This is a genomic window from Pelagibaculum spongiae, from assembly GCF_003097315.1.
In the GTDB taxonomy this organism is placed as follows: Bacteria; Pseudomonadota; Gammaproteobacteria; order Enterobacterales; family Pelagibaculaceae; genus Pelagibaculum; species Pelagibaculum spongiae.
This window is the reverse complement of the sequence record NZ_QDDL01000010.1, coordinates 23,648-45,118: the sequence shown is the minus strand read 5'-3', so window position 1 is coordinate 45,118 and position 21,471 is coordinate 23,648. Positions and strand designations below refer to the sequence as shown.

At 43.4% G+C, this 21,471-nt stretch carries 18 protein-coding genes; 7 read left to right on the top strand and 11 right to left on the bottom strand.

Translation table 11 applies throughout. The annotated features are described in order from the left end of the window. Positions 1–154: 154 nt before the first annotated feature. Positions 155–904, top strand: a complete 750-nt coding sequence (locus DC094_RS18205; RefSeq protein ID WP_116688556.1) for a sulfite exporter TauE/SafE family protein — start codon at positions 155–157, stop codon at positions 902–904. A 10-nt stretch (positions 905–914) separates the two neighbouring features. Here the strand turns inward: DC094_RS18205 and DC094_RS18200 are convergent, their stop codons facing one another. From DC094_RS18200 to DC094_RS18185, 4 genes are all read right to left on the bottom strand, one after another. After that, entirely contained in the window at positions 915–2,252 is a 1,338-nt protein-coding gene (locus DC094_RS18200) for an FRG domain-containing protein (RefSeq protein ID WP_116688555.1), read from the bottom strand. Between the two features lie 79 nt (positions 2,253–2,331). Further along, on the bottom strand, positions 2,332–2,823 hold the full coding sequence (locus tag DC094_RS18195) for an SLATT domain-containing protein (RefSeq protein WP_116688554.1): 492 nt from the start codon (positions 2,821–2,823) through the stop codon (positions 2,332–2,334). Between the two features lie 252 nt (positions 2,824–3,075). Continuing rightward, on the bottom strand, positions 3,076–3,549 hold the full coding sequence (locus DC094_RS18190) for a methylated-DNA--[protein]-cysteine S-methyltransferase (RefSeq protein WP_116688553.1): 474 nt from the start codon (positions 3,547–3,549) through the stop codon (positions 3,076–3,078). Between the two features lie 33 nt (positions 3,550–3,582). Next, a complete protein-coding gene (locus DC094_RS18185; protein WP_116688552.1) occupies positions 3,583–5,178 on the bottom strand; it encodes a DNA-3-methyladenine glycosylase 2 family protein in 1,596 nt (531 codons plus the stop codon). A 288-nt stretch (positions 5,179–5,466) separates the two neighbouring features. Between DC094_RS18185 and DC094_RS18180 the strand changes: the two genes are divergently transcribed. Continuing rightward, positions 5,467–8,853 (top strand): hybrid sensor histidine kinase/response regulator, encoded by a 3,387-nt coding sequence (locus DC094_RS18180; protein WP_133245614.1) that lies wholly within the window; start codon positions 5,467–5,469, stop codon positions 8,851–8,853. Positions 8,854–8,903: 50 nt separating this feature from the next. Here DC094_RS18180 and DC094_RS22910 read toward each other — a convergent pair whose 3' ends face one another. From DC094_RS22910 to DC094_RS18165, 3 genes are all read right to left on the bottom strand, one after another. Next, entirely contained in the window at positions 8,904–9,068 is a 165-nt protein-coding gene (locus tag DC094_RS22910) for a LuxR C-terminal-related transcriptional regulator (RefSeq protein ID WP_116688550.1), read from the bottom strand. Positions 9,069–9,098: 30 nt separating this feature from the next. Further along, complete coding sequence (locus DC094_RS18170) at positions 9,099–9,731, bottom strand: response regulator transcription factor (RefSeq protein ID WP_116688549.1); 633 nt, start codon at positions 9,729–9,731, stop codon at positions 9,099–9,101. Between the two features lie 228 nt (positions 9,732–9,959). Continuing rightward, positions 9,960–12,059, bottom strand: coding sequence for a TonB-dependent receptor plug domain-containing protein (locus DC094_RS18165; RefSeq protein ID WP_116688548.1), 2,100 nt, complete (start codon positions 12,057–12,059; stop codon positions 9,960–9,962). A gap of 51 nt (positions 12,060–12,110) precedes the next feature. On the opposite strand from DC094_RS18165, the gene DC094_RS18160 reads away from it, so the two are divergent. Beyond that, positions 12,111–12,551 carry a hypothetical protein gene (locus tag DC094_RS18160; RefSeq protein ID WP_133245613.1) on the top strand — a complete coding sequence of 147 codons (441 nt, stop codon included), beginning with the start codon at positions 12,111–12,113 and terminating at the stop codon, positions 12,549–12,551. Here the strand turns inward: DC094_RS18160 and DC094_RS18155 are convergent. From DC094_RS18155 to DC094_RS18145, 3 genes are all read right to left on the bottom strand, one after another. Further along, the gene (locus DC094_RS18155; protein WP_116688546.1) at positions 12,548–13,162 is read right to left on the bottom strand and encodes an HAD family hydrolase; all 615 of its coding nucleotides are present in this window, start codon (positions 13,160–13,162) and stop codon (positions 12,548–12,550) included. The two genes, DC094_RS18160 and DC094_RS18155, sit on opposite strands and share 4 nt — an antisense overlap. Positions 13,163–13,223: 61 nt before the next feature. Beyond that, positions 13,224–14,876, bottom strand: a complete 1,653-nt coding sequence (locus DC094_RS18150) for an acetolactate synthase large subunit (protein ID WP_116688630.1) — start codon at positions 14,874–14,876, stop codon at positions 13,224–13,226. Positions 14,877–14,999: 123 nt separating this feature from the next. Continuing rightward, positions 15,000–16,436, bottom strand: coding sequence for an aldehyde dehydrogenase family protein (locus DC094_RS18145; protein ID WP_116688545.1), 1,437 nt, complete (start codon positions 16,434–16,436; stop codon positions 15,000–15,002). Between the two features lie 267 nt (positions 16,437–16,703). Between DC094_RS18145 and rpe the strand changes: the two genes are divergently transcribed. The 4 genes from rpe to DC094_RS18125 all read left to right on the top strand — a co-directional run bounded on the left by rpe (position 16,704) and on the right by DC094_RS18125 (position 19,844). Beyond that, positions 16,704–17,375 (top strand): ribulose-phosphate 3-epimerase, encoded by a 672-nt coding sequence (gene rpe, locus DC094_RS18140; RefSeq protein ID WP_116688544.1) that lies wholly within the window; start codon positions 16,704–16,706, stop codon positions 17,373–17,375. A gap of 77 nt (positions 17,376–17,452) precedes the next feature. Further along, on the top strand, positions 17,453–18,166 hold the full coding sequence (locus tag DC094_RS18135) for a phosphoglycolate phosphatase (RefSeq protein ID WP_116688543.1): 714 nt from the start codon (positions 17,453–17,455) through the stop codon (positions 18,164–18,166). A gap of 167 nt (positions 18,167–18,333) precedes the next feature. Then, positions 18,334–18,900 (top strand): DUF4202 domain-containing protein, encoded by a 567-nt coding sequence (locus tag DC094_RS18130; protein ID WP_116688542.1) that lies wholly within the window; start codon positions 18,334–18,336, stop codon positions 18,898–18,900. A 515-nt stretch (positions 18,901–19,415) separates the two neighbouring features. Beyond that, positions 19,416–19,844, top strand: coding sequence for a hypothetical protein (locus DC094_RS18125; protein ID WP_133245612.1), 429 nt, complete (start codon positions 19,416–19,418; stop codon positions 19,842–19,844). 171 nt (positions 19,845–20,015) lie between these two features. On the opposite strand, the gene DC094_RS18120 is transcribed toward DC094_RS18125, so the two are convergent. Beyond that, positions 20,016–21,470, bottom strand: coding sequence for an ATP-binding protein (locus DC094_RS18120; RefSeq protein WP_133245611.1), 1,455 nt, complete (start codon positions 21,468–21,470; stop codon positions 20,016–20,018). Position 21,471 lies beyond the last annotated feature (1 nt).

The following is a 21,471-nucleotide window of genomic DNA, read 5'->3' as shown; positions in this document are numbered from 1 at the left end:
AGTACTTTAAATAGCGTATAAAGGTCAGCTAGGTGACAGATTATTCCTAGCAACTCAGAGGCGGTGTTTCGGAGATGTGACGCTGGTAATGGCAGGGTCCTTGATCTCGAGTAGTTATCATGCCCCCAATATTGATCAACCGAGGAGTGACTGATTGGACGGTGTAACCTTAGCGGCTTTTTTGCTGATTGTTGGCGTGGGTAGCTATGTGCAAACGGTCACTGGCTTTGCGCTAGGTATGATTGTTATGGGCGGTGTGACATTGGCCGGCCTGCTACCGATTCAGTTCACCTCAGCAGTGGTTAGCCTATTGGCAATATCCAATGGAGTTTTTGCGCTGAAAGGGCGTTGGAATCAGCTGGATTTAAAACGAGTGCTGAGTGGCTTGGCGATTATGCTGCCTTTTATGGGCGCAGGGCTTTATCTGCTAACACTACTGAGTAGTCAGATGAGCCATTGGCTGGAAATAGTACTGGGCTGTGCAATTATCCTCGGTGGTTGCTTGTTAATGCTCAAGCCTGAGCCGCTAAAGCAAGCTTCATCAAAAGCGGTGTTCTTTGCTGCCTATGCTATTGCAGGTTTATTGGCCGGTGTATTTGCCTTGGCCGGGCCGCCGTTGGTTTTTCTCTATTACCGGCAACCCTTTTCATTCAACTACATTCGGTTTTGTCTCTACGGCACCTTCATGTTCAGTGCCTTAAGTCGCAGTGTCATGGTGGTGGCGCAAGGACAAATGAACCAAGACATTTTACTAACCGGTTTGCTGGCCGTGCCGATTGTTGGTTTAGCGACCTGGGCAGGCCGTAAATTTCCACCGCCACTATCAAATAATAATATGCGGCGATTGGCATTTGTTCTGCTAATTGTTCTGGGGAGTAGTTTGTTGTTGCGGGCGGTTTTTTAGGGTGGCTAACTTAAAGGAAGCTGATTTCTTCAGTTGCTTTATTAAACTTGTATTTGTCAGCAACGTATTTTGCTGAGTTTTCAATATATGGGAATACTGTGCTTTCATTAATATTTAAAAGGTCAAGCTCTTGAAGAATGGAGCTTTTATTTGTGACAGTAATTCTACGAACACTAATTTCAGGTGTTCCCTCTTCATCAAGAGTTGCGTCATGGCCAAATAACAGAAATGCACCAGACTGAGATGTAATTCTATCATTACTTTGTTTGCCTTTTACACAGATGATTTTTTTTAAATCACTTGGTTTGATCTTTGACTCGAAGTACGATTTCTCTTCTCTGATATGGTGTACCAATCTTTTGATTGGGGTTTGTTCGTTAAATGGCTTAAAATCAAAATCGATCCTATCTTTTTCTTCTTTTGGTAATCTTGCTAAGTTGGAAATGCAGCTGACTACATCAGAATCAAAATATTTTATTTCATTTCTTTTTATAGAAAAAATAATTACTTCGCCAGTGCTTTCTGACTGGGACTTACAAGAGGTGCACTCTGGCTGAAATTTGCAGGAAAAATATAAAGCAATAAGTGGATTTGATGTTATGTCTAATAATCTAGTTGGTAGTGAGTAATGCTGCATTCTTACTAATCTATCTAAGGTATACTCGTCAGGTTGAAAATCTGATGAGTTGGAGATGATTAACTCTCTATATAGTATGTGTTCATTTCTTAGGTATAGGTAGTTTCCATTAGCATCTTTTCTAAATAGAGATGGTTCTAATTTATATTTTTGCTTATTGGAATGTCCTCGATAAAAAAATTCTGAATCATTTCCTCTATCTAATGAAAAAACTTTCCCAACAAACCCCTTTACTGTACTTATTGTAGCGTTTGATTGTTCGCGAACCGCAGGTTTTTCAAGTATTTTTTTATCACCTATTAAGTTTTGAGTCAAAATATTAGCCTTTATGAGGCGATCAAAAAGATCTTCGTCTTTTATAGCCCAATGAGTTCTCCCCATTTCCCATTTTCGAATATCAAGTAACTGAGAGATTGGATAAATTTTTTCAAAAGATATTGGGCCAATATCTGGATAAAATTCAAATTCAATAAATAGCTCTTGTCCTCGTTTCTCGATCTGGTTAAGTTTTCCAATGTAGAAATCTTTTTCATAACCTTCATATGCAAATATACAGGGGTAACTCTTAAGAGTACTTATAAGTTCCGGTGTTAGGGATGTAAAAGCGGTGGCGATAGATTCAGTTGTATATTCGAGGAAACGACTTTTATCAAATTTATAGGATAGCTTGTCCCATGCACCGATATTTGCCGTAACTAATAAGTTGTACATGATATATTTCCTATAAATTTAACGCGTAAGTAGACAAATTAATGAGTCCAATACCCACGGAAATAGGTGTTCTTATTTTTTATGGACGATTGCGGCGACTAAAAAAATCATTCTCACTTTTCGTTTCGTTTGCGGCTTTCTTCCATCTATGGCTTAAAGCGTGTGGAGCATCCGTTGCGATTTCATACTCTTTCACGCGAACGCTATCAACTTGATCCATACAATTAGTGGCATTGAGTTGAAAATCAAGAATGTATTCAATTTCTTTCTTCAAAGCTCCATACCGTCTGGCTACGACTCTTTGTGAATCGGCCTGTTCAGATAGGCGTAAAAAGGTTTGCAAGTATGCAAATAATGCCGCAGAAATACCGATAGTTGGTGAGAGCCACGAAGGCATAATAGTATTAGGAGCAAAAATTAACACGCATGATGTAGTCGTTAAAGCGATCAACATAATACCTAGAAAAAGATGGTATCGACCATAACTAATCGCGGTGTAACTGTGTGCTATTTGTGCTCTCTTGCATCTAGAGCGCCACTTCATTAACGTTTGTTTCTGATCTTCATTCAATTTAGCTACCTGACTATATAAAAAACCGATGAACTAACTCTATTAGATCCACAATCGTGTAGTTTGAAACTGGTTGTTGTTGTTGTTGGATGAGTATACTGCCGAAATAGCGGTTTAATTTCTACTGCGCGGATCAATCACAGGTGAAAATGTGAAGCTCAGATACTTTCTCATATTGTTCACTATTTAGAATGCTCAAAAACTACATATTAATTCCTATGTCATAACTAGCAAGATTGGTAGCCAATATTACTAAACCAATCCCTCCACCCGCAATAACTTCTTCTTCATCTCCAGTCCCGATGCAAAGCCAGTCAAGCTGCCGTCTTTACCAATCACTCTATGGCAGGGAATCAGAATAGATAGCGGATTTTTTCCTACCGCTGCGCCCACGGCTCTGGCGGCAGTTGGTTTGTTCAATTTCGCTGCTAATGCGCCGTAATTGCTGCTTTGGCCAAATGGGATTTCTAGCAAGGCTTGCCAAACCCTCATTTGAAACTCGGTGCCTTTGGGGTTGAGCGGCAAATTAAATTCGGTTCGTTCACCTTTGGCGTATTGTTCTAGCTGGCCTTTTAAAGTCAGAAATAACGGATGACCATCGATTTTTTTCCAGTACTGCCAGATGGGTTCGTGCTTTTGGCCGTCGAACCATAAATGACAAAGCTGATCATTGTCGGCTGCAGCAAAGGTAGTACCGAAGGCGGTTTCAAAATAGCTATAAATCATGATCGATTGTTCCTGGTGAATTTAGTTGGCTTATTATGCGTCTGTAGGCTGATCAAATTCAGTTGCTGGTAGGTAGGTCGCCCCTTGCCATAAATGCATGACCGCATAGCTGCGCCAGGGCCGCCATTGTTGGGAGATGCTTTGTAGCTGTTTGGCGTTTTTGCTGCCAAGGCTTTTTATCACGCCGAGGTCTTTATCCAAAAAAGCATCTGGCCAGCCAAGCGCTCGCATGGCGATATATTGTGCGGTCCAACTGCCAATCCCCGGTAGTGATTGCAGCTGTTGTAACGTTTGTTCAATATCAGATGTCGTGGTGAGCTGAATCGTTTGATCATTAATCGCATGGGCAATCGCCTGAATGGCGGTGCAACGTTGTCGAACAATTCCCAGTTCGCCCAATTGAGCCGGTTGCAGTGTGCTAATGGTTTTAGCATCGGGAAAGCTGTGGCTTAGCTCAGCAAAAGGTGTGGTTACTGATTGGCCAAATGCTTTGGCAACCCGGCTGGCAATGGTATGCGCCGCTTTAACCGTTATTTGTTGGCCGAGAATAGCCCGCACGCTCATTTCAAAACTATCAAATGCTCCGGGTAGTCTGAGGCCTGAATTTGTCAGCTGTAAATTAGACATTTGCGGGATAATCATTTGCGGGTCGCAGTCCAGATCAAACAGGTGGCGAACCCTTTTTAGTACTTCGGTAATTACCGGTGCCAGATTATCGCTCAAGGTGATTTTCAACTGATACTTTTCAGTAAGGTCGCTGACTTCCAGCCAACCAAAAATAACCTCAGGCTGGTTTGATTTAGCGCTTTTTAAGTCAGTCGTAGCTAAAGCAGCAGCTTCAATAGACACCACTCGACGATAAACAGCATGGTCTTGATCTAGCTCGACCGATTCAACGCCGGGAATGACTCGTTTGGATAAAAACGACAATAAACCTCGCCAATCAAAAGGTGGTCGATAACCCAGTTTTAACTGCAGTGTTTTTGAATAGGTAGTTTTATTAGATGTTTTATTAATCGACTTATTAGAGGGTGCTAGCTGCTTTCTAAACTCGCTGGGCGTTTGCTGGTAATACTGCTGAAAGCGATGATTAAAGCTTCGTAAACTGGCAAAACCGCTTTGCATCGCAATGGTCGTGATCGGCAGTTGAGTATCGCGAATTAACTGGCAAGCCAGTAGCAGTTGTTTGTTGCAAGCGTAATCTAAAGGCGACACGCCTAATTCAATTTGAAACAAACGCCGCAAATGGCGACTGCTAATTCCCAATCGAGCCGATAGTTGTTCAATCGAATGCTGCTGTAGAAAACCATGATCAACCAAGCGGCAGGCCTGGCTAATTAAAGCATCTGGCATGTCGATACTAGAAAGCCCCGGCGCTAACTCCGGTCGACATCGCTTACAAGGCCGAAAACCAGAATGGGCCGCCGCTGCCGCTGTTTTGAAAAACTGGCAATTCTGTTGTTTCGGTAAGCGAGCAGGGCAAACTGGCCGGCAATAAATTCCGGTGGAGCTGACAGCAACAAAAAACCGGCCGTCAAATCGACGGTCTTTGCTTTTTAAAGCTTGGTAATAAGCAGATGTCGTTTCTGCGGATGTTGGCTCAGCGAGAGGAGTAGATTCAGTTTTCATACCTTTCAATATACTCACAATCTAGTAGTTAACTAGCAAGATTCGGACAGTAATAAGCCTGTCGAGATCAGGCGGTGATTGTGAATGAGAGCTGGTATATCCAATAAGCCCGACCAAAGTGGTATAGCTTTTGTGACTGGCTGCAGGATTATTGGTAGTGAGTAGCAAGCTTGGCGGTGGTTTTCTTGCAGGTTGTTTCTGATAGATTGGTTAAAAAGAAATGTCTCTGTTGGCCGCTGCAGCTAACTGTTGCGGCAACACATTAATAATAACCAGAAGGGCTTTATCATGCCGGGTTGGCTGATTGCGATTATTTTGCTGGGTTACATCGTGCTGCTTTTCACGATTGCCTGGTTAGGTGATCGTCGAGAAATTGTTGCCAGTAGTAAAACCGCTGCATGGGTGTATGGCTTGTCGCTGGCAGTTTACTGTACTGCATGGAGCTTTTTTGGTGCAGTCGGCCAAGCCTCGGAAGATCTTTGGTCATTTTTGCCAATTTACCTCGGGCCGCTGATTTTATTTTGGGTGTTTTGGAAGCTCCCCAAGCGACTGGTTGAAACCGGAAAAGCGATGCATTCCGGTTCGATTGCCGATTTTTTGGCCAATCGTTATGGCAAGGATTCGGCGCTAGGGTTAATCGTTACCGGTGTTTGTCTGTTAATTATTTTGCCGTATATCGCACTGCAGCTTAAAGGCATGGTAGTGGGTTATGGCTTGTTGACTAATGGTTTTGGTCCGCCAGTAGCGACTTCGGCACAGGCACCTTTGGCATTAGTCATCAGCTTGATGTTGGCTTTGTTCACCATTTTATTTGGTGCCAGACATGCCGATGTTACCGAACACCATCGTGGCATTATGATGGCGATTGCTTTTGAATCGTTAGTGAAGTTGCTGGCATTTGTTTTAGTGGGTTGCTGGGTAATTTGGGGGATGCAAGATGGGCCGATGGCACTTCTTGAAGAGGCTCAATATTCGGCTTCGGTGAGGCCACTGCTAGAAAAAGAATCTTCAATAGGCGATTTGTTAATTCACACCATGGTCGCCATGTTAGCTTTTTTGTGCCTACCGCGGCAGTTTCAGGTGATGGTGGTCGAGAACAGAAATCGCCACCATTTATCGTTGGCTCGCTGGGTGTTTTCTGGCTACATCGTCATAGTAGCTCTGCTGGCTGCGCCCTTGGCAATTGCCGGTAAATTAATGTTACCGGCCAGTATTCCGGCAGATGGCTATGTGATTAGCCTGCCGTTGTTTGATGGCCAGCCGTTTTTAGCGCTAATAGCATTTATTGGTGGTGCATCGGCGGCAACCGGCATGGTGATTGTGGCGACCATGGCGTTATCGGTGATGATCAACCACGAATTATTATTACCGATGATGCTGAAAAAGCGTCGGCTAGCGGGTGTTAGTCATCAGCTGTTAAATCTTCGCCGTGCCAGCATGGTGGTGATTCTGTTATTGGCCTGGTTACTGTTTTGCTTTTTAGATGACCAACAATCACTCGGTCAATTGGGGATGATTGCTTTTGTTGCAGCGGCCCAGTTATCACCGGCCTTGGTTGGCGGCTTATTTTGGCGGCAAGGTAATCGAGCGGGTGTTTATTGTGGCTTAATTCCCGGGTTATTAATTTGGTTAGTTGCACTGGTGTTGCCTGCAATGGGCTTAGCCAATACTGATTGGCTTGAAGGCAGTGCTCAATTAGTCGGTTTGGAATCTAGCCTTTCGGTCAGCATGTTGTTGTCGTTGGGTGTTAATGCGCTGGGATACAGCATCGGTTCACTGGTTTTTCCTGCTAGCTTGCAAGAACGCCGCCAGGCACTTAAATTCTGTGATCCGAGCTTGGCTGATATTGGAAATGGTGAAGCCCAAGAGATCGAAGTATCCAGCCTTGAACAATTAATGAAACGATTTTTGGGTCGAGATCGCTCAGAAAAAGTGATGGCCGAATTGATTGAATTACCGGCAACGTCTCGGTTAGAAAGAGCCGAAAGATTGTTAGCTGGTGTGGTCGGGCGAGTGTCGGCCAGGTTATTACTCGATTCAATTCTAGTCGGGCGACGATTACGCCACGATGAAATGGAATTATTGCTTGATGAAGCTTCTGAACAAGTGCGTTTCAGTCGACAGGTGTTGCACGGTGCTTTAGAAAACATTAACCAAGGGATAAGTGTTGTCGATTCAGATTTACGGCTAGTGGCGTGGAATCGTCGTTATCTGGAATTATTTAATTATCCCTCTGAATTAGTTCAGGTCGGTACTCATGTACAAGATCTCATCCGATTTAATGCTGATCGAGGTTTATGTGGTCCGGGAGAAAACCAAGAACATGTGACCAAACGAATTGGTTATATGCTGCAAGGTCGGATGCATCGTTCAGAGCGAATTCGTCCTGATGGCCGAGTGATTGAAATTCAAGGTACGCCGCTACCCGATGGTGGCTTTGTGATGACCTTTACCGATATTTCAGTGTTTCGTCAGGTAGAGCGCGCGCTGAAATCGACTAATGAAACGTTGGAACAGCGAGTCGATACGCGAACGAGAGAGTTAGAAAAAGTAAATGAAATGCTGCTTCGTGCTCGTAACGAAGCAGAAAAAGCCAATCAGTCAAAAGGTCGATTCCTTGCGGCCATTTCCCATGATTTGGTTCAGCCATTGAATGCAAGCAGATTATTTTTAGATAGTTTGAAAATGCAGCTGGGGCCATCGTCTCCGCAAGTGCTCGATCAATTAGATCAGTCGCTGAATGCCGGTGAAGATATGCTACGAGATTTGCTTGAAATTTCTCGACTGGAAAGTGGCAAAATTGAGCCAAGAATTGAGGCAATTGCAGCCGATGAATTTCTTGGTGGGTTAGTCAGTGAATTTCAATTGCTGGCTAAAGAAGCAGAAATGGAATTGCATTGGGTGAAATCCAGCTTGGTGTTTTCTTCCGACCCCAGATTACTGCGCCGTATTCTGCAAAACTTTTTAACCAATTCGTTGCGTTATGCCAAACATAAAAAGCTGCTGTTAGGTTGTAAACGTCGTGGTGATCAGCTGGAAATTCTAGTTTGTGATAATGGCCCTGGTATTCCGGAAGGTCGGCGAGATGAAATTTTTGCTGAGTTTTGCCGGCTGGGTGCTGGAGGAGAAGGGTTGGGTTTGGGGCTGGCGATTGCTAAAGGTTTCTCACAAATATTAGAGCATCCGTTGCACCTAGTTTCACGGCCAAATCGTTACACCGCATTTAGCATTCAAGTGCCATTAACCCAGCACAAGGTTATTCCTAAGTTTAAACCAGTGACTCATTATGCTGGTCAAGATGTTCCATTGCGGATTTTATGTATTGATAATGAACTGTCAATTTTAAGTGGTTTAGACCAGTTATTAACGGGTTGGGGGCATCGAGTTCGACTAGCTGCCGATCAGCAACAAATGCAGCAACAGTTAGCTGATGGCTGGCAACCGCAATTGGTGCTGGCAGATTATCATTTGAATGATGGTGATACCGGACTGAACTTGTTTAACCAGATTCGCCAGCAGTGGCCGCAAATTCCAGGTATTGTTATTTCAGCCGATCATAGTGAGTTGGTACGTAAGGAAATTCTTAACAGCGGCCTGAAGTATTTACCCAAACCGGTGCGACCAGCTGCATTAAGAGCTTTGCTGAGAAATTATGCTGCGAGTTCTGATGGATAAAAACTCCCGGTTGTTGGTGATTAACCAGCAGCCGAGATTTTTTATGATGCTTAATTATCAGCTTGAAGTTGTTGCAAGGCTAAAGCGACTTGAGTTCGGCTGCTTAGGCCTAGCTTTTTCAAAATAGCCGTTATATGTGCCCTAATAATTGCTTCAGGAATACCTAATTCATATGCAAATTGCAGAGAGCTTACAGCGAAATGCAACTTGACCATATTTCTTTACATACTTAAAACTGATAATTCTTAATTATTAGCTTGAAGCTGCTGCAATGCTAAAGCGACTTGAGTTCGGCTGCTTAGGCCTAGCTTTTTCAAAATAGCGGTCATATGTGCTTTGATGGTCGCTTCAGAAATACCGAGTTCATAGGCAATTTGCTTATTGAGCAAGCCTTCGGCTGCCAGCTTTAACACTTTCATTTGCTGTGGTGTGAGTGAAGCGACACGCTGCTCAAGGTCAATTGAAACATTTTCGACCGGGCTGCCTGATATATCGGGCTGATATATATCGCCATCGAGAATTTGTTTAATTGCTTGGCATAACACGTCCAATGAAGATGACTTTGGAATAAAGCCGCTTGCACCGGTTTGTAAAGCGCGATGAATTAAGTCGGGTTCTTCTCGGGCAGATACCACCGAGACAGGTACTTCAGGGTAATGTTCTCTGACCCACAACAAGCCAGATAAGCCCCATGCGCCGGGAATATTTAAGTCGAGTAATACCAAATCGACAATTTCTGGCCGTTGTAATTGATGCTGTAAAGCAGCCAGATCTTGGCATTCAACGGTTTCTGCAGTAGTAAATGTCTGGCTAATTGCATTGATTAATGCGCTTCGAAACAGGGGGTGATCCTCGGCTACCAGAATTCTGAGAGACATATATACCTAGGCTATATTTTCAGGTCTGTTTTAGCTGTACTACGAAAATAGTTTTAGAAACTGTAGTTTCTAATTACTAAGCGGGTAGGCAGCTTACAGATTTTGAGTTTGTTGACCCATCTTGCTTGTAAAAAAACCTTCGGGCAAGTCTGTTTGCCTGAAGGTTCTTATGTTTAATTAAACGGCGATGACTATCGAGAGGTCATCTAGGTAGTTATGCAGCAGCGATTATTCAAATGGAAATTGCAGCTTTATATAAGCGCTCCGCTCCAGTAGTGATCCTGAGTAGCCGTAAAGTTTGTCACGGAACTCGCCATGGTCGGTTTGCAGTAGGTTTTGCCCCACTAAAATCAAATCACCCCAGCTGTAATTCTTCTCTACTCGCAAATCTAACTCCGTGTAAGAATCAACGCCTGCGGGATAAGCCAAGTCATCTTGAAAGCGCAACCATGCATCGAGCTTCCAACCGCCAGATAGATCAGCGCTGGCGCGTAAGCTAAACAATTGCTCGGCGCTCATCGCTTGTTGTACATCGGCATAATAGGATGAAATGGTGTCGGTCAGAGTAGTGTCCAGTTTGATATCTACCCAAGTGTAAGTGGCTCGCAGCTTCCAGAAATCTTCTTGCCAGGTAGCGGCTAATTCAACTCCTTTGGTGTTTATTTCAATGTCATTGATCAGTGATCCGCCGACGCTGGCATAGCTGATATCGTTGGCAGCACCGGCACCGGTGCAGGTTGAAGGGGTTCCTGCCGCTACGGTAAAAGTATTGCCATTGCTATCGACACAAGTCAGCGCCTGACTTTGCAAGCTAACTACATCAGTGAACTGATTGTAGAAACCGGAAATATCATAACTAACCCCAGGGCGAATTTGATGGCGTAAACCAAAGTCCAATGCAGTGAGTATTTCAGATTGTAAGTTCTGATTTTTTAATAGCTGTAAATAAACGGGCAAGGCTTCAGTTGCACCGCCACCGCCGGGTGTTTCGATGGTAATGGTGTCAGCATCACCAGATAGATTGGTATCGAGCAATACTTCACTGGAAGATGGTGTTCGAACCGCTCGAGATACTGCCATCCATAAACTTTGAGATGGGGTTAAATGCCATAATGAGCGAATACTCGGTTGGAATTCAAAATTAACATATTCATCATATGCAACACCGCCGCTCAGTGTGAGATACCAGAAATCTTTACTGAGCTCGATTTCATCTTGTATAAACAAATTAAAATAGTGGTTGCTCTGATCGACTGACTGGTTGCTGCCAAAATTCTCCTGATAATCGATATCAACTCCGTGCCACGAAATTCCACTACTCAACTGATGCTTGCCTGGCGCTGTTTCGTGGAATTGATAATCGATTAAACCGCCTAGGCGTTCTTCATCTTGAAGTACATCATCTCGCTGATAATAATCAATCGATGCTTTTAGCTGATGATCTGACTGGCCAACTTGCCAATTGGTTTGCCAATAGGCGTAACCACCACTGAAATTTTGATCAAGGCTTTGTGAGCCGACAATTCCGCTATTAACCAGCTGTTGTTCAGGTTTGGAGTTACCTTGATAAACCTGAAACTCTATCCATTGATCGTCCCAATTCATGGTCATGCCGAGCCGGGCAACATCCCAGTCATCTTTTCCATCAATTATTTGAGTGCCTGAATTAGTTGAAAGCGCATCGGTTGATTGATATTGCAAATAACTGCGGTAGCTAACATCTGATGAGCCAAGTTGGCCGGTATGGCTGGCGAGAAAACGAGCAGTATCTTGATTACCAGCACTCACATTGAGTTGTAAGCCTTCAGTATTTTCTGCCGAAAAAGTAATAATATTAATGACGCCGTTTACCGCGTTGGCTCCCCACTGTGCTGCTCCGGGACCGCGGATAACTTCGATTCGTTCAATTTCTTCTAGCGGAACCGACTGGGCGTCCCAATCAACGCCAGAAAATAATGCGCTATAAATGGGTCGGCCATTCACCAGCACTAATAATTTATTTGAATAAAGGGAATTAAATCCTCGGGCACTGACTGACCAGCTGTTACTGTTAACTCGAGAAACCTGTAGACCGGGAACCAATCGTAAAACGTCAGGCAACTGAATAGCGCCACTGCGGCGAATATCTTCTTGATCCACTACATAGACAGCCGCTGCAATATCTAACGTTGACTGGGCGTAACGTGAGGCGATGCTCACTTCTAGCTCCAATAAGTCTTCTAGTTCTAGGTCAACTAGTTCTTCGGTGTTTACAGCAATCGCTAATGGTGACAAAGCATAAACTGAACCGGCCAGCAAAAGAGGGTATAAGATTTTTCGTGTGAGCATGCGTCATTTCCGTTGACCTTTTGTTAAAAAAATAGACACTGATTGCTTTGAATGACAGGGAGAAGTGCAATGTTTAATCCATGGATGGCTTTTTTACCGAATTTTTTATCAAATAGTGTGCCGAATTTTATGCCGCAAATTCATTTTCCTTTTAGTGGGGCAGTGAATCAAAATATTGCACCGGAGATGGACTGGTTTTTTTCTACAATTCCAAGCGCTGCTGGTAATGGCCCGCTAGAGAAAAAAATCTTTGAGCAACATTCTTATGGCACTCAGCTGGATAAGTTATCGGAAGCAGTGCTGGCGATAGCTGAACATGTCAAAGCAGAATCGTTAGATGAGGTACAAACTTTGCTGAAGTTATCGATTGAAATTGATCAGCTTAAAGAGCTAGCAGCTGAAGATTTGCAGAAAAACTTAATGCAATCGATAGATAGTATGAAGCAAAGTAATCCAGAATTATTAAAGCAGGTTCTCACTAAGCATATTTAGACTTCAGATTCGTAGCCAACGTTAGGAGTAAAAGAAAGTATTCTTTCTATCTCTGTAACATAATCTGATGTTGTTGGATCAAGTGTTGGGATGAGTTTTTTGTTGGCTGCTGTACGTTGCGTTTCAGAATCGTCGATGAGTAAGCATTGTTGCGGTGATAACCCTAAAGTTCTCATGATTTTGAAAATGGTTTCATCTTTAGTAATCTGGCTGTATGCCCGTTGTTCATCGATTGGTTTTTTTTCAAAATCATTCCTTATCTCACTCTCACCAATGAAGTTTTGATGCGTGAAAAATCCTTGGGTTTTGAAAGCAAAATTGAATATTGGGATGAAAAATTCGGCTTTGTTACCTCTTCCAGATGTAATGAAATAAACTTTGAAAAAATCAGCGTTCTCTTTACAAAGCTTAAATAACTGAGAGTGTAAATCTAAGTAAAAAATCATTATTTCTTCTGCTTTTTCGAAACCGATTGGAGGATGTTCTCGACAAGCTTGAGGTATTTTGATTTTATGTAATAGTGCGCTTCGAAGTCCATGAATTTCATCTAGTAGAATTGGATGAGAGCCTAGACATAACGTCTCATCAATATCAAAAAACAAATAGAGCATTTTTCATCCTTGAAAAAATGGCCCGCACATTGCGAGCCATTTCCAATTCCGTTAGTTAGAACTAAATTGGGCAGGAAATTTCACCTAGGCGCTCGGTTAATTTATCGTTTTCACGGTAATCAATCGGGATGACTATTAGGCTTGGCCCCATTTCGCTGAAGCTGCGTTTTAATACATCTTGCAGATTTTCTGATTTATCACACCAGTGACCATTCCAGCCAAATGATGACGCTAGCTTCATCCAGTCAGGATTGGTGAACGAGAGGTCGGTATGTTTGCCAAATTGCGCCTGTTGTTTCCAAGCGATTAAACCGTACATTTGATCTTCCCAAACCATCACGGTGATATTGGAATTCAAACGTTTGGCAGTTTCCATTTCTTGAACGTTCATCAAGAAACCGGCATCACCACAAATGGCTAAAACTTTACGATCCGGGTGCACTATGTTGGCGGCAATGGCGCCGGGTAATGCAAAGCCCATTGAGCAGAAACCATTTGGAATTAAGCAAGTGTTTGGTGAATGGCACTGATAATGACGAGCGATCCACATTTTATGCGCACCAACATCTGACAGCAGAATATCGTCGGCACCTAATACTTGTCGAACATCCCAAATTGCTTTTTGTGGACGAATTGTACCTTCGGTTTTATCGTCTTTATGAATCGCCAGCTCGGCTTTCATTTGATCGCGAGTAGATAGTTGTTGGCTGCTGTCGAAGCTGTAACCACCTTGCGCTTTTAATTCTGCAATCAGCATTTCAATCGAGTGGGCTACATCACCCACTAACTCGAGCTCTGGGTGGTAATGCTCATCAATTTCGGTTGGCTGGTAGTCGACGTGAATAACGGCTTTGTTCTTACCTTTGTTCCACTGTTTCGGATGGTATTCAACCATGTCAAAACCGAGCGAGATAACTAAATCTGATGCATCAATAGCGCAGTTAGTCAGGTCTTTTTGCCCTAAACCAACTGTATACAGGCAGTAATCTGCATCCATGTCTACCGCACCTTTACCCATAAATGTGCTGACCACACCAATGCCGGTCATTTCACATAGAATGCGTAGTTGTTCACTAGCTCGAGTACGAATGCAACCATTACCAGCAATAATAATCGGCCGTTTGGCTTTTTTGATTTGCTCAACCGCTTGCAAGATTTGTTCTTGATGGGGCACTGGACGACGGAATCGTTGAGGCTTCATTGGCAATGATAGTGAATCTAATTTTGCAATATCTTCTGGTAATTCTAATAAGACTGCGCCGGGTTTTTCGCTGCGGGCAATTCGAACTGCCTTGCGAATCATTTCTGGAATGTTGTCTTGGTGGTAAATGGTTTCGGCCCATTTGGTGACCGGCTTAAACATGCCGACAACATCCATAATCTGGTGGGACTCTTTATGTAAGCGGCGGGTAGAACCTTGGCCGGTTAACACTAGCATCGGTGCGCGGTCCATATTGGAGTCTGCAACACCGGTAATCAGGTTGGTAGCACCCGGACCGAGCGTGCCCAAGCAACCGGCAGGCTGGCCGGTTAATCGGCCATAAATTTCGGCCATAAATGCTGCGCCTTGTTCGTGGCGAGTCAGAATAAAACGTACGCTTTCTGATTGTTCTAAAGAAATCATAAAATCGGCATTTTCTTCACCGGGAACACCAAAAATATATTCAATACCTTCTTCTTCGAGACACTTAACAAATAGATCGGATGCTTTCATTGTTTTAATTCCTGTTAATTTATCTATGCTGATTTTTTTCATAAGCGGCCATTTTATAAAAATGGCCGCTATTTAATTAGATAACTGATGTATGTAATGTGAACGCTTTATTTCCAAGTTTATTTATAGTTGCTCGGAGCGAATCACCATCATTTTTTCTATTTGCATTTCAGCGATGGTGTGTTCGATGCCGCCAACGCCGATACCTGATTGGCGTAATCCAGCAAATGGCATGCCGTCGACTCGAAAAGCAGTATGTTGATTAACCATCACCGCTGAAGCGTCTAGGCGTTTGTAGCAGCGGAGGATTTTCTCCATGTCTTTGCCAAATACTGCCGCCTGAAATGCAACCGGTAAGCTATTAGCCCGATTAATCGCTTGATCCATTTCGTCGAACTCATACAAACAAACGACCGGGCCAAACACTTCTTCAGTGCTGACTTTGGCATCTTCTGCAGGGTTTAATAATAGGGTGGGTGGATAGCAGGTTTCGCTAATGGCCTTGCCACCAGCTGCCAACACTGCGCCACCTTTAACTGCTTCTTCAACCCAACTATGAATTCGTTCTAATTCTGCAGGGCGAATTAATGGGCCAACTTCGGTAGTCGGACTCGTTGGGTCGCCAACTTTCATCGCGTTTGCAGCATTTGCTAGCCCTTTGGCTAATTGCTGAAATACCGACTTATGCGCATAAACTCGCTGTACCGAAACGCACACCTGGCCAGCGTGGTAGTAACCACCTTTTGCCAGTGACTGAATGGTTTGTTCGATATCAGCATCTTCATGAACAATTACCGGGGCAACGCCACCGTGTTCTAGTGCGCAGCGAGTGCCTGCTGCTAGTTTGCTTTTGAGCATCCAGCCGACTTTTGATGAGCCAATAAATGAGAAAAATCCGACGCGAGAATCAGTGACCAGCTGAGTTGCATGGCTGGTTTCTGCAGTGACCATTGCTTGAGCCCAAGCAGGAGGTAGGCCAGCTTGATGCAGCATTTGAATAATCCGCATACAAGAAAGGGGTGTATCACCGGCTGGCTTGACGATAACTGGGCAGCCCGAAGCAACCGCAGGAATCACTTGGTGAATGATTAAATTAAATGGGTGGTTAAATGCACTCACTGCAACCACGACACCGATAGGTTCGCGGGTGGTAAAAGCCAGGTGGTGGCGAGAACCTGCAGCGCCATTAACCATTGGCATGCTGCCGCCATCTTTACGCAGTGCTTCAATGGCTAGCTTTACACCATCTAAACCGCGAGAAACTTCTACCCGGGAATCTAATAATGGCTTGCCACCTTCACGAGCAGATTCCAAAGATAAATGTTCATGGTGACTGTCGATTAAAACCGCGAGCTTTTCGAGAATTTCGATTCGTTGATCGATGGCAAGCCAACTATCGCGATCACGAAATAGGCGATAAGCATTGCTTAAGGCTTGTTCGACATGTTGTGAGTTAGCAGTATCAACGGTGGCAATTGGCTGGCGATCGAAAGGAGAAAGAACGGTATGTTGGCCAGCTGCAGCAGTTGCTTGCTCGACTAACAACGGAAAATGTTCCATAGAAGTTGTCCTGTTATGGTTTTGTTTTTTTACAAGGTAGCTGCAAACGTATGCCAGTACTGGGCTTTACCAACTAAATCTTGCGCTAGTTTTAAAGTAGATCAGTAATCGTTATGACAGATGTTTTGCATCATGGTTTCGAAGAAAGTGCGGGTAACTATTTGTGATCAATAGGTGCTTTTGCTGTTAATCACTGCTTTCTGATGAAATCACAGCCACTTTGCGGTAACCTGCCCGCGAATTTTCCAAGGTATTAGGCATCACATCATGAAAGATTTTAAAATCGCTCCTTCTATTTTGTCTGCCGATCTGGCGCGTCTCGGTGACGATGTTGCCAAGGTGATTGAATCTGGCGCTGACTGGGTTCACTTTGATGTAATGGACAACCATTACGTGCCTAACCTGACCTTTGGCCCAATGGTTTGTAAGGCACTCCGTGACTACGGCATTACTGCGCCGATTGATGTGCATTTGATGGTCAAGCCTGTAGATGCATTAATTCCTCAATTTGCCAAAGCCGGTGCCGATTACATTACCTTCCACCCAGAAGCGAGTGAGCACTTAGATCGTTCATTGCAGTTAATCAAAGACAATGGCTGTAAAGCGGGCTTGGTATTAAATCCGGGCACTTCTTTGGAATGTCTGGAATATGTAATGGATCGCTTAGACGTGATCTTACTGATGTCAGTAAACCCAGGTTTTGGTGGTCAGAAATTTATCGATACTACGTTGGACAAAGCGCGCAAGGTTCGCCAGTTAATTGATGCTTCAGGCCGTGATATTCGCCTGGAAATTGATGGTGGCGTGAATGTCGCAAACATTAAAGAAATTGCAGAAGCCGGTGTTGACACATTTGTAGCAGGTTCAGCCATTTTTAATAGTGGTGATTACAAAGGCAGCATTGATCAAATGCGTCAGCAATTATCTCAAGTTAAATAACTGCGATTAAATAGCTGCTTCTCGGGAGTGCATTCAGTGCTCCCGTTTTTATCTCGCCTTTAATGGACTAACTGTAAATGAGCCCATCTATTTCTTCTGAAAATAGTCCTAAGCAATCATTACCAGCGCTGAAAAACCTAAAGCTGGCAATGTTTGATCTTGATGGAACCTTGGTTGATTCAGTACCTGATTTAGCGATAGCCATCGATAAAATGCTGGCTGACTTAAATCGGCCTGTAGTTGGAGTTGAAAAGGTTCGAGATTGGGTAGGTAATGGCGGTGTTATGCTAGTCAAGCGAGCGCTAGCGGATGATATGGCAGGTAATTGCACTGCTGAATTATTTGCTAAAGCCCACCCATTGTTTATGCACTATTACGCAGACCAACACTCGTTAACTTGCACTTATGACGGCGTACTTGACGGCTTGCAATGGTTGCAAAACCAGGGTGTGAAAATGGCGGTGGTCACTAACAAGCCTTATCAATTTGTTGAAGATATTTTAAAAACACAAAATATGATTCAATACTTTGATTTCTGGATTGGTGGCGATAGCTTGCCAGAGAAAAAACCGCATCCTCAGCCACTACTGCACACTATGGCGCATTTTAATGTGACTGCAGCGCAGTGCATTATGGTCGGTGATTCAAAAAATGATGTGGGTGCTGCTAGAAATGCCAAGGTAGCAGTAGTTTGCTTGCCTTATGGTTATAACCATGGCGAAGATATCGCAGATAGTCAGCCAGATGCATTGATTGAACGATTAGATTTAATTTCTCATTGTTTTAATTAAATAAAAAATGCTCTGCTAAAACCATAATACTATACCCAAAGTAATTGAGGGTGCAGGTAGGCGGCAAATGAGCGAAGCCCCGTGAGCATACTATGGTAAGTGATTGGGGTGAGCGAAAGTAGCCAACGCCCCTGCAACTTCAGGGTATAAAAAAATAGGAAAACAGCATGTCCCAACTCCAGCAAACACTTCAAGCAATCGATACGCTGCATAAACAAGACCCTAAAAAGGTCGATGGAAAAGCACAAGAGTTGATATATGCCGAGCATTGCAGCCGTTGGCTTGAAATCTTGTATCCGAATGCCTCTGAAGTGCTAACCATTGCAGTGCGTAGCCAACATTTGTGCCGTTGGGAGATGCCTCGTTCCGACTTTCCTATGGACCGTACTGGCTATTTGAAATGGCGTACATCTTTAGCAAAACTACATGCTGACAAAGCAGTAGCTACCATGAAACAAAATGGTTATAGCGATCAGGATTGTTCTCGCGCTGAGGCGATTATTCGCAAGCAAGGCATAAAAAGAGATGGCGAAGTACAAGCGCTGGAAGACTGTGCTTGTATGGTATTCATTGAAACGGCATTTTTACCTTTTGCCGCCAAGCATGCTGAAGAAAAAATTATTAGAATTGTACAAAAGACATGGGGAAAAATGTCTGACAAAGCCCATCAAGCTGCTTTAGCGCTCGATCTTCCAGATGCAGCCTTGGTGCTGATTAAAAAAGCGTTGGCTTGATTGATTAAGCACCTGTCATTCCGAGTAGGAAGTGCATGGATCCACGGATTAGGGCGATGCAGACAGAAAATGTTTCCGACATTTTTCTGCATTTTCTCCATCCGTAGAAGCCATTCCAAAGCCAAGTAGCCAAGGGTGAAACTTTCCGGTGATTATTTTGACTTGGCGGTAACTGTTAATGCGCGATTTACTAAGCGATCATCAAATTAATTTTTGTATCATAGAGTTAATGGCAGGTCGTTCTGGGGTAACGAGAAACCTGCTATCTTGGAAAAACACGCATGCACGATTTGTTTTAACTAGTTCCAATCAATATAATTGTTTTGTTTTTAATTAATGGTTTGTTGGTTTAACTGACAGGTTGTATTAATGCTATATGGAGCATGCACACTATTAAGCTGTTAGGCGGTAATCCAATGAAATTTGCCTTTTACATACTTTCATTTGCACTTGTATCTTGCGTACCCATAGTAGAAACTTACAAAGTTAAAAACAAACAATCGCAGGAAGTAATCGTGAGCGAGCTACAAAATCAAATACAGAAAGATGCTGAATTTGCAGCGCAGCAATTTAACCCCAGACTTGATGATCAATTAGATTTTTCAGCTGACAGCCTGTCTGCTGTTGATGAAATGCTTGAAGAAGCATCAGACTTTGCTGATGAAATGCCGGAAGAGCGCACCAATTCAATTATTGAACTCATGACCGCATATACCTTGTTTGTTGCCTACAAAGAGCATGGTGGCGAGTTCTTTTGGAGTAATGAGTACAACCAACCTTTCTTAGTTTCTGGCATGCCAGAAAGTAGAATTTCCTTACTAATCTACCCTGCAATCAAGTCACGGTTATTTGGTGATAGTGGCAGCAGAATATCATTTTTGTTTAAAGGATTTTCTGAGCGCGTAAAAAGTTCTGAACCCAATACAGAAGCACTTTATATGTAAACTGCTTAACAAGCACAAGCAAATGACGCCAAAGGCTCAATACGCGTCATTTGTTGTAAACTTTTAAATGTCTTGAATTATGAATAGCACACTTAATAATTGGCTCGAAGAGCTTGGAGATTGGTTGTGCTCTAGCATGTCCCATAAGGTGTTTGTCGAATACTATTTAAATTATTTCCCGGTTAAAAAAACCGTCACCTTAGCACCGCCAGCTTGCTGGTTTTCAATTTGAATACTTCCATCCATCAGCTCGACAATCCGCTTTACCAAAGATAACCCTAATCCACTTCCTGTTAAGCTTTGGCTGCTTTCTATATCTCGCCAGAAACGTTCGGTAGCATGAGTTAATGCTTGTTGGCTGAAGCCGCAGCCTTGGTCGGTGACTGAAATTTGTAATTGATTGGTTAAGTCATTTTGCTGTAAAGATAAGGTGACTTCGCCATTTTCGGGTGAATATTTAATCGCATTGTCTAATAAATTACGAATTAAAATGGCGAGCGCTTCGCTGTGACCATTGATTTGATAAGTAGGTACAGCATTAGTTTGCGGTGCATTTAATATCAGCTGTAAGTGTTTTTGATCAGCCATTGGTAGTAAATCAGAAAACTGTTGTTGGCAGATAGGGATTAGCGAAAGCGTTGATTGACCTGCAGCGTTTGATGACTGGCTTTCTAATCTTGAAAGCATCAATAATTGCTCGACCAAACGAGTGAGTCTTCGAGTGCCTTGTAATACTTGGTCGAGCGATTGATTAAGTTGATCATTTGCCGCTGATTTCACTGCTTGGCGCTGGGCAAGTTGGGTATGTAGCTGTAATGCTGCAAGCGGTGTTCTTAATTCATGCGCAGCATCGGCGGTGAATTGTCGCTCACGCTGCAAGGTGATTTCTAGTCGCGCGAGTAGATCGTTTAGTGAGTCGGTTAACCCGCGTGCTTCTTGCGGTACCGTAATATCTTTTATTGGCTGAAGTGAATCGCTAGAAATACTTTTTACTCTTTGGGATAACGCGTTTAATGGTGCCAGCCCACGGCCAATTGCCAGCCAACAAAACAAGGCAGCCAATGGCAGCATGAGCAACTGGGGAATTAGCGATTCTTGGGCAATATAACTGGCCAACTCTTGACGAATTTTTTCATCTTGAGCGGTAATAATTTGGCTGCCGTTTTCAGCAATAATCTTAAAACTACGCCAGTTTTTATCATCAAGCATGAAATTGGAAAAGCCGATTTCGGCTTGTAATGGTTCAACCGGTGATTTGGCGGAACTGACCAATATATTTCCGCTTTTAGAAATAATCTGAAAGGCGATGCGTTTTTCATATTTATGACCAAAAACTTCATCGATTACATGGGGCCCAGGCACTAATAATAATGGATGGTCTTCAGCTTGTAGGTGCTGTGTTTGTAAAAAACGGGCGAGCTGCGCCAATTCAGCATCGAATAATTCCTCTGCTTCATGGCTGGCACCTTGGTAACCCCAAATGGCGCTAGTCAGACTGGTAAGCACTAGTAAGCCAATAATCATTAAAGTCAGTCGGCGGCGAATAGAAATGTCTGACATTGCTTGAGTAGAAGAGGGCAATAATGATGTGCTTGGACTAGCTGAAACGCTTGTTGACTGTGACACG